Source organism: Anaerospora sp., from assembly GCF_032013335.1.
In the GTDB taxonomy this organism is placed as follows: Bacteria; Bacillota; Negativicutes; order Sporomusales; family DSM-15969; genus Anaerospora.
In genome coordinates, this window is sequence record NZ_DALZUO010000006.1 from 153,375 (window position 1) to 167,479 (window position 14,105).

Below are 14,105 nucleotides of genomic sequence, written 5' to 3' on the forward strand. Positions count from 1 at the left end.
AGGTCGTACATATGGTAATGAGAACATACGGGCTTAGCGGCTCTGGTATGGACATTGATCAGATGGTCAAGGATTTAATGAAGGCTCGCAGGGCTTCATATGATAAGGTCTGGCAGAAAAAGACTCAGGTTGAATGGAAAAAACAAGATGTTAATACGATTTATACATTGGCAGAGGATCTTCGCAATAAGACAATCGCTGATTTTAAAAAACAGACAACTTTATCACCGAAGCAAGTGACTTCTACAAATGAAACAGTTGCAAGTGCCACGGCCAATGCTGATGCAGCTAATGTGTCACATTCGCTTATTGTGCAGCAACTGGCAGATGGTGTTAAATTATCCAGTAGTGGAAGCATAACAGATACTACTGCAGGTAAGACGAAAGGAACGCTTGCTGATCAGTTTGATGGAATCACTGCCACTTCTGAGTTTAATCTGGCGATTAATGGCAAGACTATTGCAGTTAAGGGCAGCATGACGCTTAATGAGGTTGTCAGCAGCATCAATAAAGCCGGAGCAGATGTAAAGGCTAATTATGATACTACCTTGGACCGTTTTTACTTGTATTCAAATAAGACCGGTTCAGCGGCAGTTGTTAACTTTAGCGGCACAGATAGTGCAGGACTAGATTTCTTATTCAGCAATCTAAAAATTGGCACTTCTAATGCAAATCTCAACTCACTTGGTATGACTAGTAAAAAGGCCGATGCTAACTCTACTAGTTCAGACTCGGTTGAGGATGCTTTTGGTATAACTGGCTCTTTTAATGTAACTATTAAGAAGACTGCCGCCGATGGTACAGTTACCCCCTATACTGTTGCTGTGGATTCAAGTGCTTCGATTGATACTATGTTGGATGATCTTAATGACAAACTAGGTGCTGGAGCGGCTTCCTTCGATGCTGCTACTGGCCGCATCACAATCAAGGCAAGTGACATTAACAATGGTTGGTCAGTTGAAGGGCTTGATCAATTTGGCATGAATCAGCTTTTACAGAACGGTCAAGATGCTATTGTTAAGCTGGATGGAGTAGCACTTAGGCAAGGCTCTAACACCTTTACCGCTTCCGGAGTTACCTATACTTTGAAGTCCACCAGTTTTGTTGACTCTGCTAATAATCCGATATCGACGAATATTGGTGTTCAACCAGATATTGATAAAACGATTGCCAATGTCCAGAGCTTCGTAGACAGCTATAATACCTTCATGGCTTTGATACAGAAGGAACTAAAGGAAGACAAATATTCCGATTTTGCTCCTCTGACAGATGCTCAGAAGGCTGATATGAAGGACAGCGAGATTAAAGCATGGGAAGATAAAGCCAAAAGTGGTTCATTACGGCGCGATCCGATTCTAACCCAGATGGTTTCTAATCTACGCCTGAGCTTTACTGAGCCGATCAAAGGTCTGACTGGAAAATACCAAAGTGCCATTGATATCGGCATTGGTACAGGTAAATATTTTGATGATGATGGTAATCTTACAACGGAAGCCAATAATGGCGGAAAAATTTATGTAGATACAGAAGATTTACGGAAAGCGCTGGAAGAGGATCCGGATGTTGTTTTTAAGATCTTTGGTACTCCAGGGGATACACAAAGCACCGAAGGTGTAGCAAACCGATTATACGACCAAATGCAAACTTCTCTTAGCAGATTAAAAACCGAAGCAGGTACGCCAAACGTTACGGATACTACCAGTAATATGGCAAAAAGTATTGCCAGCTACAAGGATCAATTATATGATATGAATGATCGCTTAGCCCAAGTCGAAGCGCGCTATTACAAACAATTCGATGCCATGGAAACTGCTCTTAGTAACCTTAGTAAACAAAGTTCCTGGTTATCCCAGCAACTAGGCCAATAGAAATTAATCTGACAGAAAGCATGGAGGAATCCATATGAATGCTGCTACAACAGCGAATACCTATAAAACACAACAAGTAATGACCGCTTCACCGGAAGAGTTAACACTCATGCTGTATAACGGCGCTATCCGGTTTGTCAATGAAAGTATTCAGGCTACACAACTAGGTAACCTGGAAAAAGCCAATACCGCTAACTTAAGGGCGCAGGATATTGTACGGGAATTCATGAGCACCTTGGACATGCAGTATGAGCTTTCGCAAAACTGGATGGCCCTGTATCAGTTTATTGAGCAGAGCCTGATTCAGGGAAATATAAAGAAACAAGTGCAGCCACTGGAGGAAGCAAAAACAATTTTAGTGGATCTGCGCAATACCTGGGCAGAGGCCATGAAACTGGCCAAGGGACGGCAGCCAGCACAAGTTGCGGTGGCTCGCTAATGCCTTCGCCGCGGGAGTTATGGCAGGATTATCATTTCCTTACGGAGGAAATGTCCAAGTTCTTAGTTAGGAATGACATTGATCTGTTCTTTGAGCTAATGAATCAGCGGGAAAAGATCCAGGCTGAGCTTGATAGCTGTGAAGACGATTATAAACGAACCGCCGAAGGGAAGTCTCTGCTAGAGGCAATTCGAATGACCAATCAGGGAATTGGTCACAGGCTGCAATTTATGCTGAATCAGGCCAAACAGCAAGAGACAGTTTCTAATGCTTATGATGGCTATGGTGAACGGCCTGTCGGCAATCGGCTGGATCAGAAAAGTTGACAGGCAGGTGATCAATATGGCTATAACTTCTGTAACATCATCTATTTCCACAACAACGGGTTATCGTCAATTGCCGGCATCTTCAGGAGGCTTGGCTGTTACTGCGAATGGGTCAATGGTATACACTGGTGACGGCAAAACTCAGAAGGAAAAGTCCACTTTAAGTGATGCAGTTGAGCAATTGGACAAGAGTCTGCGTGTTTTTAAGCGCGATGCTGTATTGGACGATTTATTCCTTGATGGGAATGATAGCTCCAGTTTTTATGATATGGTCTCCCAATCAACGCGAACGCTAGTCAGCAGTTATAATAAGCTGAATGATGTACTGCGCTCTTCTAACCGGATCAGTAAGGAAGGGGAAGAGCTATTGTCTCGTGTTCAAGGTATGATGCAAGGTAAGTGGCGCGAGTTTGGAGATATGGGCATTATGCTCGATCCCCGTACTGGTGCTATTTCAATGAATGAAAACAGACTAGCTGAATATTGTGTTCAAGACCGGGGCGCAGTAAGGAAACAGCTGATCGAGGCCCCAGGGGGATTAGCACCTGCCTTACTCGATGTTGTTAATATTATTACGAAAAAAACTGTTGGTTATTATTTCAACTCCACTTTTGATGTGTCTGTCTAAATCATTTTCATATTTCCCTTGCATTTTCCCCGCATGAAACCTATAATTTAAGAGAAGAATCCCGTTGCTTAGGTCTGTGGTTGAAAGTCGATGCCAGTCGCAGGCGAAACGATCCACGTAAGGAATTCAAAGAATTCTGATCATGGTGCGGCTTAGAGATAAGACCTGCCGGCTTTAAGTAATTAAAGTACATAATAGCCGAGAGTGTTAGTAGTGAGGGTTTAATTTCTATTAGCGAAACCTCCAGCAGGCGAGTGTGGGGTCAAAGACCAGGTCAGCTGAGCAATGGTTCTTTGTAAAATTGGTAAGGTGAGGGGATTTTCGGTAATGGCTTTCCAAGACAAGACGTTAAAGTGTAAGGACTGTGGCTGTGATTTTATTTTCACTGTTGGTGAGCAGGATTTTTACGCGGAAAAAGGCTTTGAAAACGAGCCTGTACGTTGCCGCGACTGCCGCGAAACAAGAAAACGTGGACGTGGAGATTCAAACTCTGCTGCACCACAACGCGAAATGCATGAAGCAGTTTGTGCCCAGTGTGGCATAACTACGCAAGTGCCGTTTAAGCCACGTAATGACCGTCCAATCTACTGCCGCGATTGTTTTAAAGAGCATAACTGAACTTATGGCAATGGCGCCTGAGGATTATTTCCTCAGGCTTTTTATTTTCCTAAAAAACAGCTTGACTGATGAGTTGTAGAGTGTATAATTATGATAAAGTTTACAAAGTTACACATGAGGGGGAAGTTGATGTGTCCAAACGGCTTACAGTGTTTATAATCTTAGGTATGTTTATTTTGTCACTAGGTTTGGCGGGCTGTGGCTCGTCTCAGCCGGCGGCTAAGAAAGTCTTGAAGGTGGGTTCTGATACGGCGTTTGCTCCTTTTGAATTCCAGGATGAAAAAACAAAGGATTATGTCGGTTTCGATATGGACCTCATTAAAGCTCTTGGTAAACAAATGGGTTACGAGGTAGAAGTGCAAAGCTTGAACTTTGACGGTTTGATTCCTGCATTGGAATCAGGTAATATTGATGCTACCATTTCGGCGATGACAATCACCGATGAACGGGCTAAGAAAGTTAACTTCACAAAGCCTTATTACAAATCGGGCTTGTCTATGGTTGTTAAATCGGATAACGACACGATTAAATCCTTTAAAGATCTTGATGGCAAGCGTATAGCTGTACAAATCGGCACTACCGGTGCTGATGAAGCTAAAAAGATCAAGGATGCTAAGGTCCGCGAATTCAATACCGCTCCTGAAGCGTTCCTGGAACTGAAAAATGGCGGCGTAGATGCTGTGGTAAATGATATGCCTGTAAATGACTACTACATCAAACAGGCTGGCGGTAAAGATGCGAAAACCGTAGGTGCTCCGCTTTCCTCTGAAGACTATGGTATTGCTACTGCCAAGAAAAATACCGAGCTGGCCAAGAAATTCGATCAGGCTCTAGAAGAACTGAAGAAAAATGGCGAGTATGAAAAAATCTATGTAAAATGGTTTGGCAAAAAGCCTTAATAGTCTCAGTTAGAGCAGGTGGACCCGTAAGGGTTCACCTGCTTTGTTTTTAGCTTTATCAACGCTTGACTTAAGTCCGCGAGGGTTGTACTTTTTTAAGCAGAGTGCTTGTATATGTACACAGAGTGATGTATAATTATTTACATTAAGCTTATAAACAGTTTGTTGAGAACCCTCGTTCCCAGGCCGTTCAGAAAGTCCCAGATGCTAGGAAGGCCGAGGAAGCGAGCGAAGACAGTACAGCGGCGGTACGACAAGCGAGCTCCCCGCAGGCCTGACAACGCAGATGGGGCTTTATCAACGGTCTGCTTATAAAGTATGTTTTTTAGGAGGTCATTCGTTTGTCGAAAAAATTAGTTGCTATTATTCTCAGCGTTTTTGTATTGGCGATAGCACTTGCCGGCTGTGGTGGTCAGGCTGATCAGAAACAAGGTGCTAAAGCCAAAGTTCTAAAGGTTGGCACTGAGCCAAGTTTTGCTCCTTTTGAGTTTCAGGAAGAAGGCAGTAAAGAATACACTGGTTTTGATATGGATCTGATCAGAGCGATCGGTAAACAAATGGGATACGAAGTGCAGATCGTCAGCATGGGCTTTGACGGCCTTATCCCTGCATTGGAAAGCGGTCAGATAGATGCTGCTGCTTCCGGTATGAGTATTACCGAGGAACGGACTAAGAAAGTGGCTTTTTCTAAGCCTTACTATAAATCCGGCCTTACTATGGTAATTAAGAACGATAACAATTCAGTAAAATCGTTTAAAGATCTGGAAGGCAAAAGCATTGGCGTTCAGATTGGGACTACCGGTGCTGAAGAAGCAAGAAAAATTAAAGACGCTAAAATTCGTGAATTTAATACACCTCCCGAAGCTTTCCTGGAGTTGAAGAATGGCGGCGTTGACGCTGTAGTCAACGATTTACCTGTCAACGAGTATTTCATCGCAAAAACCGGTGCCAAAGATGTCAAATTAGCCGGTGAAGTACAAAATGCCGAGAACTACGGTATTGCCATTGCTAAGAAAAATACCGAGCTAGCTGAAAAAGTCAACAAGGCTTTGGATGAAGTAAAAGCTAATGGTGAATATGAAAAGATCTATATGAAATGGTTTAATAAAAAACCGTAATATAGCACGATAAGAAAACAATCAAGGGAGATTGCAGCGAAGCGGCAATCTCTCTTCTTTTTTAACCAGAAATTAATGATTGACAGGCTAATGTGAGATGCTATAATCTTAATGTGCATTTATATGCAAATGGCTGACGAATAAAAAAGATTATGATAGATAAAAGGTGAGAACTGATGAATTTTGATTTTGATTTAGTTGTCAAGTCCTTTCCCTTGTTGCTGCTTGGAGCAGGCGTTACCATTCAAATTACGGCACTGAGCGTAGGCTTTGGGTTGCTCATTGGTATGTTTGTGGGGATTGCCCGCCTGTCAAAGGTGAAACTTGTCAAATTTTTAGCTACTGTTTATGTCGACTTTATTCGCGGTACTCCGCTGTTAGTACAGATCTTTTTGATTTATTTTGCGTTACCAATGATTATTGGTCAGCGGATTGATCCTTTTATAGCCGCAATTACTGCCTGTAGTGTGAACAGCGGAGCTTATGTAGCCGAAATTTTCCGCGCAGGTATTCAGTCTATCGATAAAGGGCAAATGGAAGCAGGACGTTCTTTAGGGATGACCTGGACCCAAACAATGCGGTTTATTATTTTGCCACAGGCTTTTAAACGCATTATTCCACCACTCGGCAATGAGTTTATTGCCATGCTGAAAGACTCCTCACTGGTATCCGTTATTGGCTTTGAAGAATTGACCCGCCGGGGACAGCTCATTATTGCCCGTACTTATGGTTCTTTTGAGATCTGGCTGACAGTAGCATTCATTTACCTGGTGATGACGCTGACTATTTCCCGCCTGGTGGATTATCTGGAGCGGAGGTACAAGATCGATGATAAGCATTAAGAATATACATAAAAAATTCGGCAAACTCCATGTTCTTAAGGGTATTGATGCTCAGATCAAAGAAAAAGAAGTGGTCGTTATTATTGGGCCCAGCGGCTCAGGAAAAAGTACGCTTCTGCGCTGCATTAACTTCCTCGAAGAGCCTACAGAAGGCGAGATAGTTGTTGATGGAATTTCATTAACAAGTGAATCAAATATCAATAAAGTGCGGGAAGAAGTAGGGATGGTTTTTCAACGGTTCAATCTTTTTCCTCATATGACGGTAGTGGATAATATCACCTTAGCGCCGATGCAGGTGCGGAAGATGAATAAAAGCGACGCTCAAAAGGTTGCTCTTGAACTGCTGGAGAAAGTAGGTCTGGCAGATAAGGCGCAGGCTTATCCCGAGCAATTATCCGGTGGTCAGCAGCAGCGCGTGGCGATTGCCCGTGCGCTCGCAATGCGTCCGAAGATTATGCTGTTTGATGAACCGACTTCGGCACTAGATCCGGAGATGATCAAAGAAGTACTTGATGTAATGAAGACACTGGCGAATGAAGGAATGACAATGGTAGTCGTAACGCATGAAATGGGCTTTGCCCGTGAAGTTGGTGACCGGGTCATCTTTATGGATGAAGGCCGTATTGTCGAAGAAAACGTGCCTGATGAGCTGTTTACCAATGCTAAGGAAGAGAGAACCAAACTGTTTTTGTCCAAGATTTTGTAACCATAAAAATAATTATATGATTCTTTAGAGCCTTCGGGAAAGCGCGCAATGCCAGCTGGATTACGGTAAAGTAATGGGTGGCAGGCGCCTTTAGCGAAGGCCTTGTCACGTTGACAGTTATCCCCAGTTTGTGCTATAGTGTTTCTTGTGGTCATTGGCAAATGACTAGCAGTTTATTTTCAGGAGGAATTTTCATGATCGGTAAAGTTAAATGGTTTAGTGCTGAAAAAGGCTATGGTTTCATTGAAAGAGAAGACGGCGGCGATGTATTCGTTCATTTCTCAGCTATTCAAGAGCAAGGTTTCAAAGCCCTGGCCGAAGGTCAGCAAGTAGAGTTCGAGATCGTTGATGGCGCTCGCGGACCTCAAGCTGCTAACGTCTATAAAGCATAAGACAACGTCCAAACCCGGCATCTTAGGATGCCGGGTTTTTATATTGCATTTTTATAGCGAATTTTTTAAAAATTAGGTAATCTTTTGTGCTATAACAGGAATTTTGTCTTTTATGGGGAATAATACTATAACAGGCCGAATGGATTTAGTCCTTTGTAGGGGGATCGTCTTCCGGTCTGGAATATCCGAAGGGGGATGGGGAACATGGCAATCATCGTACGAGGAAAGAATATCGACATCACACCAGCATTAAGAGACTATGTCGAGAAGAGGATCGGAAAAGTCACAAAGTACTTTGATAATCTCGGCGAAATTACAGCTGTCCTCACCGTGCAAAAAGGACGTCATATCGTTGAAGTAACGGTACCGGTTAATGGCATGCTCTTACGGGGCGAAGAAGCTACTGCCGATATGTACACATCGATTGATTTGGTAATTGAAAAACTCGAAAGGCAAATTGAAAAATATAAAACCAGGATTGCCCGCAAGTTCCGCACTAACGGCGGCTTTAAAGGCGAGCTGGTTGCCAGCCATACTCCGGAAGCGGAGGCTGTGGAAGAGTTCCAGGTCGTAAAAACGAAACGTTTTGCTATTAAGCCGATGGCCGTTGAAGAGGCTCTTTTGCAAATGAACCTGATTCACCACGACTTCTATGTGTTTATGAATGGTGATACGGAAGAAGTGAATGTACTCTATCGTCGCAAAGACGGCAACTATGGTTTGATTGAACCTGAATTCTAATTGAATACGAAAACCGGGAAGCGAAGCCGCTTCCCGGTTTTGTGTTTACCTGTTTATATGTGAGTGATGCGCCTTTTCATAATAATTTCCGCTATTGTCTCGCCTTCCAACTCGGCTGCTTTGCGAACAAACTCATCACGGGTAATAAGGCCTTTGTCAATAAACAAATCGATCAAAACGGATATGGCAAGGGTATTGCGGTAATCTACTGATTTTAAGTCGGCTAATTGACCGACAACTTCCACTATATTCATACGTGCCTCCTCATGGTACAAGGAAATTTACTATTCTTTTTTATTATTACCATGTCTCATTTTTTTATACATAATGGAGGAAAAAAAAGCTGGACCTTTTTGAGGAATATTGGACATACTAATAGAGTGTCGGCAAGGACCTTTCTTTGACTTATATCCCGTATTCTGGTAAAATCGTAAAATAGGCATATAATGTCTATGATAAGCGCAGGTGCGAATTCCTGGGGGAGTGATTTTGGTGCTGAAGTTTTTAAAAAACCTGTTTGGCGATGATAATGAAAAAGAAATTAAGCGGATGATGAAATATGTAGACCGGATCAATTCATTTGAGAAGGACCTCATTAATTTAAGCGACTCTTCCCTTACCGGGAAGACAGCCGAGTTTCGTCGCCGTTTGGATAAAGGAGAAACTCTGGACGATTTGCTGCCAGAGGCTTTTGCAGTAGTTCGCGAAGCATCCCGCCGCGTACTAGGGATGCGCCATTTTGATGTGCAAATGCTGGGTGGTATTACCCTTCATGAAGGCAACATTGCCGAAATGCGTACTGGTGAAGGTAAAACGCTTGTGGCAACTCTGCCGGTTTATTTAAATGCACTTGCCGGTAAAGGCGTCCATGTTGTTACCGTTAATGATTATCTGGCCCGCCGTGACAGCGAGTGGATGGGACGTCTGTACCGTTTCCTCGGTCTTTCAGTAGGCCTCATCGTTCATGGCCTTGATTTCCATCAGCGTAAAATGTCCTACGGTGCAGATGTAACATATGGGACAAATAATGAGTTCGGTTTTGACTATCTCCGTGACAATATGGTCATCTATGCCGATCAGATGGTACAACGGGATTTGAACTTTGCTATTGTCGATGAAGTGGACAGCATTCTGGTGGACGAAGCGCGGACACCGCTGATCATCTCCGGCCCTGGCGAACGCTCTACCGATTCTTATTACACGTTAGCAAAAGTGGTGCCCAAACTGATTCCAGGTCAGGATTATACGGTTGATGAAAAAGCAAATACCGTTGCTCCTAGCGAGTCGGGGATTACCAAAGTAGAAAAACAGCTGAACGTACATAACTTGTATGAAGCCGATAATATGGAATTGAATCACTTGCTGAATCAAGCTCTGAGAGCCCATGCTCTGATGAAGCGTGACCGCGATTACGTGGTTAAGGACGGCGAAGTGGTTATTGTTGACGAATTTACCGGACGTCTGATGTTTGGACGCCGCTACTCAGATGGTCTTCACCAGTCTATCGAAGCAAAAGAAGGCTTGAAGGTAGAGCGGGAAAGCCAGACGCTGGCCTCGATTACCTTCCAGAACTACTTCCGCATGTACGATAAGCTGGCAGGTATGACTGGTACGGCGAAGACGGAAGAACAGGAGTTCCGCAAGATCTATGGACTCGATGTACTGGTAATGCCAACAAACAAACCAGTCGTCCGTCAGGATATGCCTGATGTCATTTACAAAACAAAAAAAGCAAAATACAAAGCAGTGATTAAAGAAATTGCAGAACGCCATAGCACCGGACAGCCGGTACTGGTTGGTACAACATCAATCGTGCAGTCTGAAGAGTTGAGCGCCCATTTGAAAAAAGAAGGCGTTCCTCATAATGTCCTTAATGCTAAATACCATGAGAAAGAAGCAGAGATCGTTGCGCAAGCCGGGCAACTTAATCAGGTAACAATTGCTACCAATATGGCCGGCCGTGGTACCGATATTGTTTTGGGAGATGGTGTTCCCGAACTGGGCGGACTGCACATTATTGCTACTGAGCGGCATGAAAGCCGCCGTATTGATAATCAGCTGCGCGGTCGTGCCGGACGTCAGGGGGATGCTGGTTCTTCCCGTTTTTACCTGTCACTGGAAGACGATCTAATGCGTCTATTCGGTTCCGCTAATATTGCAACTGTTATGGATAAGCTGGGCATGGAAGAAGATGAGCCTATTGAGCACGCCTTAATCAGCCGGTCTATTGAACAGGCCCAGAAGAAGGTAGAAGCCCGTAACTTTGATATCCGTAAATATATCCTTGAATATGATGATGTAATGAACCAGCAGCGGGAAGTTATTTATGACCAACGCCGCAAAATTTTGCTTGGCGAAAACATGCGGGAAAATATTTTTGGCATGATCGATAAGCTGATTGAGCGCGGTATGGAAATCTATACAAACGAAAAGATCTATCCCGAAGAGTGGGAACTGGATGGCTTGATTGAGTTCTGTGAAGGCTTCTTTGCTCCGGAAGGACGTCTGACCAAAGAGCTGTTAGAGAATTTTAATCGTCAGGAAATTCAGGAAGAACTGCTAAAAGTAGCTGCCGAAGCATATGATGCCCGTGAGGCGCTGTTTGGTGTCGACAATATGCGGGAACTGGAAAAAGTAGTTATGCTAAAAGTGGTTGACGCTAAATGGATGGATCATCTCGATGCGATGGAAATGCTCAGAGAAGGCATCGGGCTTCGTGCCTACGGCCAGAAAAATCCGCTCATCGAGTACAAAATTGAAGCCTATGATATGTTCCAGCAAATGATTGAACATATTCAGGAAGATATTGTGAAGTACATGTTCAGGGTCAATATTCTGTCAAATCAACAGCCCCAGGCTGAAGATTATCTGCAAAATGCCAAAGCGCATCATGGTGAAGATGACGAACAGGCTAACCAGCCCGTTGTTAACCGCGATGTGACGGGCCGCAATGAAGTGTGTCATTGTGGATCGGGCAAAAAATACAAAAAATGCTGCGGCGCAAAATAGGTAACGGCCGCCGATAAGGCCCCATCTGCGTTGTTGTCGCTGCGGGCGCTCGCTCGCCGTACCGCCGCTGTACTGTCTTCGCTCACGTCCTCGCTCCGCCTAGCAGCTGGAGCCTTCTCGGCGGCCTAGGCTTGTCGGCAGAGGGAACATGGCTGGGTGGCGTTTTGGAGAACGACGTAAGAGGGAACAACGACGGAGCTTGCATTGCTTCGCTCGCAAGACTTATCTGTCATTGCGAGGAACGTGAGTGACGTGGCAATCTCATTTTGTCTACAGTTTATATTAGAGGGTGAAACTAGTGTTGTTAGAAGATTTGCGCCGGGACATTGAGGCGCTTGAGGAAAAACTGAGTGAAGTGAGGGTTTCTCTTTGACTTAGCTGTCAAAGAAGAACAAATCGCTGATTTAGAACGCAAAATGAGTGCTCCGGATTTTTGGGATGATCCGGCGGTGGCACAGAAGGTAGCCCAGGAAGTAACGGGCTTAAAGGAAAGTGTCGCTGCTTATCACGATATGAATGAGCGCTGGCAGGATATGTCTACTCTGTGGCAGTTAGGCTCGGAAGAAGGGGACGAATCGGTTTACCCTGAGGTTGTCCAGATGATGAAGAGCCTGCAGCAGGAAATCGAGCATCAGGAACTGACGCTGATGCTTTCCGGTGAGTATGACGGCAATAATGCCATACTGACGCTCCATGCCGGTGCCGGAGGTACTGAAGCGCAGGACTGGGCACAGATGCTGCTTCGTATGTATGTCCGGTATGCCGAGAAAAGCGGCTTTAAGGTAGAGACTATGGACTTTTTAGCCGGTGATGAAGCTGGTGTAAAAAGCGCTACGCTGATGATTTCTGGTCGCAATGCCTATGGGTATCTGAAAGCGGAGAAGGGGGTTCACCGTCTGGTGCGGATCTCGCCGTTTGATGCCTCCGGCCGCCGCCATACCTCGTTTGCAGCTGTAGATGTAATGCCTGAGATTGACGACAATGTGGAAATTATTATCAATCCTGTTGATCTTCGTGTGGATACTTTCCGGGCTAGCGGTGCAGGCGGGCAGCATATCAATAAGACTGACTCGGCTGTGCGGATGACTCATATCCCTACCGGTGTTGTTGTCCAGTGTCAAAGTGAACGCTCGCAGATTCAAAACCGGGAACAGTGTATGAAACTGCTGAGAGCCAAATTGTTTGAGCTGGAGCGACAGAAGCAGCAAGATAAAAAAAGCGAAATTGGTGGCGACTACCAGGCTATTGAATGGGGTAGTCAGATCCGTTCCTATGTATTCCATCCTTATAATCTTGTGAAGGATCACCGTACCAGCAGGGAAGTAGGGAATGTTCATGCTGTTATGGATGGTGAATTAGAGCCTTTTATTGAAGCTTATCTAAAAAGCGGCTTAGGAAAGTAAGGGAAGACAGTAATGGTTAGGAGGCGTGCGCTCATGTTCAAGCGCCTGGTGCTTATCCTGTTTATATTGGTCGTGATTGCCGGTGTTGCGGCAGAAGTTATCCTGCCAAAGATTGCTTCTGATGCGGTTGCACAGGGGATGTCGGAACTAACCGGCGCAGCCCAGGTTAAGGCTGTGGTACAGGAGCGGCCTGCTGTTGGCATGCTGACCGGTAGTTTTGATCAAATATCGATTGAAGCTGATAATGCCAAAATGGATAAATTGACTTTTAGCCACTTGGCAGCAGTGTTGACTGATGTTCAATTAGATCGGGAACGGTTGTATTTCCGCCGGTCCGTTGCAATTGAAAAAGTAAAGGATATTGACTTAACTGCTACCATCAGCCAGGATGAAATGGCCCGCTATATTAACCAGAATGTGAAGGGTGTAAAAAACGCTGCAGTTACCATTGATAAAGGGAAGATGCAGGCTTCCAGTTCCTTTGCCTTCGGCGGTATTGCTACCGTGGCCATTTCTTTGGAAGGCCGCATTATTGCCGATGGGCAGCGTATTAAGTTTGTAACGGAACGCTTTTTGCTTAACAATACGCCGGTAGGCAATATCGGTGGTGCCATGCTGGCAGAAATTCCGCTGGTAGATTTAAAAAAGCTTCCTTTTGGTGTAACCGTCCGGGAAATTGTGCTGGATCAGGGAAAGGTCACATTGTTCACGGATAATCGCCCCAAATCAGCAAAAAAAGATTGAGTTGTCACCAGGAGGTAGCTACGTGCTTGGTATTTTAGCTTGTTTTGTGGCTGGTTCGGCAATTATTGCCCTCGGTGTTTCCTGGCAGGTCAAGCATGTCAGTAATGACTGGTGGGCGCTAGCGAAATACAATCTGACAATTTCACCACTGCTTTTTCTTGCCAATATATTGCTCAGCATGGGTTTTGGACTTGGCCACAGCGCTATTAAGAATGTACCTGCCGTAGTAGCCATGCAAACCGTTATTTATTATGCTTTCTTAATACTTTTTTCTTATTATCTCGTAGGCGATAAAGTATCTCTTGTTAAAGCAGCCGCTGGCGTTAGTCTGCTGGCTGCCGGCATTTGGGTGCTAAAAAGCTGAATGAATGT

16 protein-coding genes are annotated in these 14,105 nt (G+C 44.6%); 15 read left to right on the forward strand and 1 reads right to left on the reverse strand.

The genetic code is table 11. The features are described from left to right. The first annotated feature begins 11 nt into the window (after positions 1-11). The 11 genes from fliD (at position 12) to hpf (ending at position 8,577) form a co-directional block, all read left to right on the forward strand. Complete coding sequence (fliD, locus tag RTR76_RS07640) at positions 12-1,868, forward strand: flagellar filament capping protein FliD (protein ID WP_312518725.1); 1,857 nt, start codon at positions 12-14, stop codon at positions 1,866-1,868. 34 nt (positions 1,869-1,902) lie between these two features. Next, positions 1,903-2,307, forward strand: a complete 405-nt coding sequence (gene fliS, locus RTR76_RS07645; protein WP_312518728.1) for a flagellar export chaperone FliS — start codon at positions 1,903-1,905, stop codon at positions 2,305-2,307. Then, positions 2,307-2,633 (forward strand): hypothetical protein, encoded by a 327-nt coding sequence (locus tag RTR76_RS07650; RefSeq protein ID WP_312518730.1) that lies wholly within the window; start codon positions 2,307-2,309, stop codon positions 2,631-2,633. The genes fliS and RTR76_RS07650 overlap by 1 nt, the downstream gene beginning before the upstream one ends. Beyond that, on the forward strand, positions 2,575-3,261 hold the full coding sequence (locus RTR76_RS07655; protein WP_312518733.1) for a hypothetical protein: 687 nt from the start codon (positions 2,575-2,577) through the stop codon (positions 3,259-3,261). The genes RTR76_RS07650 and RTR76_RS07655 overlap by 59 nt, the downstream gene beginning before the upstream one ends. Before the next feature lie 327 nt (positions 3,262-3,588). Beyond that, positions 3,589-3,879 carry a zinc-ribbon domain containing protein gene (locus tag RTR76_RS07660; protein ID WP_312518735.1) on the forward strand — a complete coding sequence of 97 codons (291 nt, stop codon included), beginning with the start codon at positions 3,589-3,591 and terminating at the stop codon, positions 3,877-3,879. Between the two features lie 167 nt (positions 3,880-4,046). Beyond that, on the forward strand, positions 4,047-4,778 hold the full coding sequence (locus tag RTR76_RS07665; protein WP_396144503.1) for a basic amino acid ABC transporter substrate-binding protein: 732 nt from the start codon (positions 4,047-4,049) through the stop codon (positions 4,776-4,778). 341 nt (positions 4,779-5,119) lie between these two features. Continuing rightward, entirely contained in the window at positions 5,120-5,896 is a 777-nt protein-coding gene (locus RTR76_RS07670) for a basic amino acid ABC transporter substrate-binding protein (RefSeq protein ID WP_312518741.1), read from the forward strand. Positions 5,897-6,072: 176 nt separating this feature from the next. Then, complete coding sequence (locus RTR76_RS07675) at positions 6,073-6,738, forward strand: amino acid ABC transporter permease (protein WP_312518744.1); 666 nt, start codon at positions 6,073-6,075, stop codon at positions 6,736-6,738. After that, positions 6,725-7,444: an amino acid ABC transporter ATP-binding protein gene (locus tag RTR76_RS07680; protein ID WP_312518746.1), complete on the forward strand. Its 720-nt coding sequence runs from the start codon at positions 6,725-6,727 to the stop codon at positions 7,442-7,444. The genes RTR76_RS07675 and RTR76_RS07680 overlap by 14 nt, the downstream gene beginning before the upstream one ends. 188 nt (positions 7,445-7,632) lie before the next feature. After that, the gene (locus tag RTR76_RS07685; protein WP_376746776.1) at positions 7,633-7,836 is read left to right on the forward strand and encodes a cold shock domain-containing protein; all 204 of its coding nucleotides are present in this window, start codon (positions 7,633-7,635) and stop codon (positions 7,834-7,836) included. Between the two features lie 204 nt (positions 7,837-8,040). Further along, positions 8,041-8,577, forward strand: a complete 537-nt coding sequence (gene hpf, locus RTR76_RS07690) for a ribosome hibernation-promoting factor, HPF/YfiA family (RefSeq protein WP_312518747.1) — start codon at positions 8,041-8,043, stop codon at positions 8,575-8,577. A gap of 53 nt (positions 8,578-8,630) precedes the next feature. On the opposite strand, the gene RTR76_RS07695 is transcribed toward hpf, so the two are convergent. Next, a complete protein-coding gene (locus RTR76_RS07695) occupies positions 8,631-8,831 on the reverse strand; it encodes a hypothetical protein (protein ID WP_312518750.1) in 201 nt (66 codons plus the stop codon). A gap of 238 nt (positions 8,832-9,069) precedes the next feature. On the opposite strand from RTR76_RS07695, the gene secA reads away from it, so the two are divergent. From secA to RTR76_RS07715, 4 genes are all read left to right on the forward strand, one after another. Continuing rightward, complete coding sequence (gene secA, locus RTR76_RS07700; RefSeq protein WP_312518753.1) at positions 9,070-11,586, forward strand: preprotein translocase subunit SecA; 2,517 nt, start codon at positions 9,070-9,072, stop codon at positions 11,584-11,586. A gap of 298 nt (positions 11,587-11,884) precedes the next feature. Next, positions 11,885-12,989 (forward strand): peptide chain release factor 2 gene (gene prfB, locus RTR76_RS07705; protein WP_312518756.1). Its coding sequence is split into 2 segments (ribosomal slippage): positions 11,885-11,956 and positions 11,958-12,989, totalling 1,104 coding nucleotides; the frame shifts between segments, so codons are not numbered across the junction. 33 nt (positions 12,990-13,022) lie between these two features. After that, a complete protein-coding gene (locus tag RTR76_RS07710; protein WP_312518759.1) occupies positions 13,023-13,733 on the forward strand; it encodes a DUF2993 domain-containing protein in 711 nt (236 codons plus the stop codon). A gap of 22 nt (positions 13,734-13,755) precedes the next feature. Further along, positions 13,756-14,097: a hypothetical protein gene (locus tag RTR76_RS07715; protein WP_312518762.1), complete on the forward strand. Its 342-nt coding sequence runs from the start codon at positions 13,756-13,758 to the stop codon at positions 14,095-14,097. Positions 14,098-14,105 lie beyond the last annotated feature (8 nt).

Coding starts and splice junctions, on each gene's coding strand:
- fliS (WP_312518728.1), top strand. CDS start 1,903: ATGAATGCTGCTACAACAGCGAATACCTATAAAACACAACAAGTAATG.
- fliD (WP_312518725.1), top strand. CDS start 12: ATGGTAATGAGAACATACGGGCTTAGCGGCTCTGGTATGGACATTGAT.
- RTR76_RS07680 (WP_312518746.1), top strand. CDS start 6,725: ATGATAAGCATTAAGAATATACATAAAAAATTCGGCAAACTCCATGTT.
- RTR76_RS07655 (WP_312518733.1), top strand. CDS start 2,575: ATGCTTATGATGGCTATGGTGAACGGCCTGTCGGCAATCGGCTGGATC.
- RTR76_RS07695 (WP_312518750.1), bottom strand. CDS start 8,831: ATGAATATAGTGGAAGTTGTCGGTCAATTAGCCGACTTAAAATCAGTA.
- RTR76_RS07660 (WP_312518735.1), top strand. CDS start 3,589: ATGGCTTTCCAAGACAAGACGTTAAAGTGTAAGGACTGTGGCTGTGAT.
- hpf (WP_312518747.1), top strand. CDS start 8,041: ATGGCAATCATCGTACGAGGAAAGAATATCGACATCACACCAGCATTA.
- RTR76_RS07665 (WP_396144503.1), top strand. CDS start 4,047: ATGTTTATTTTGTCACTAGGTTTGGCGGGCTGTGGCTCGTCTCAGCCG.
- RTR76_RS07650 (WP_312518730.1), top strand. CDS start 2,307: ATGCCTTCGCCGCGGGAGTTATGGCAGGATTATCATTTCCTTACGGAG.
- RTR76_RS07710 (WP_312518759.1), top strand. CDS start 13,023: ATGTTCAAGCGCCTGGTGCTTATCCTGTTTATATTGGTCGTGATTGCC.
- RTR76_RS07675 (WP_312518744.1), top strand. CDS start 6,073: ATGAATTTTGATTTTGATTTAGTTGTCAAGTCCTTTCCCTTGTTGCTG.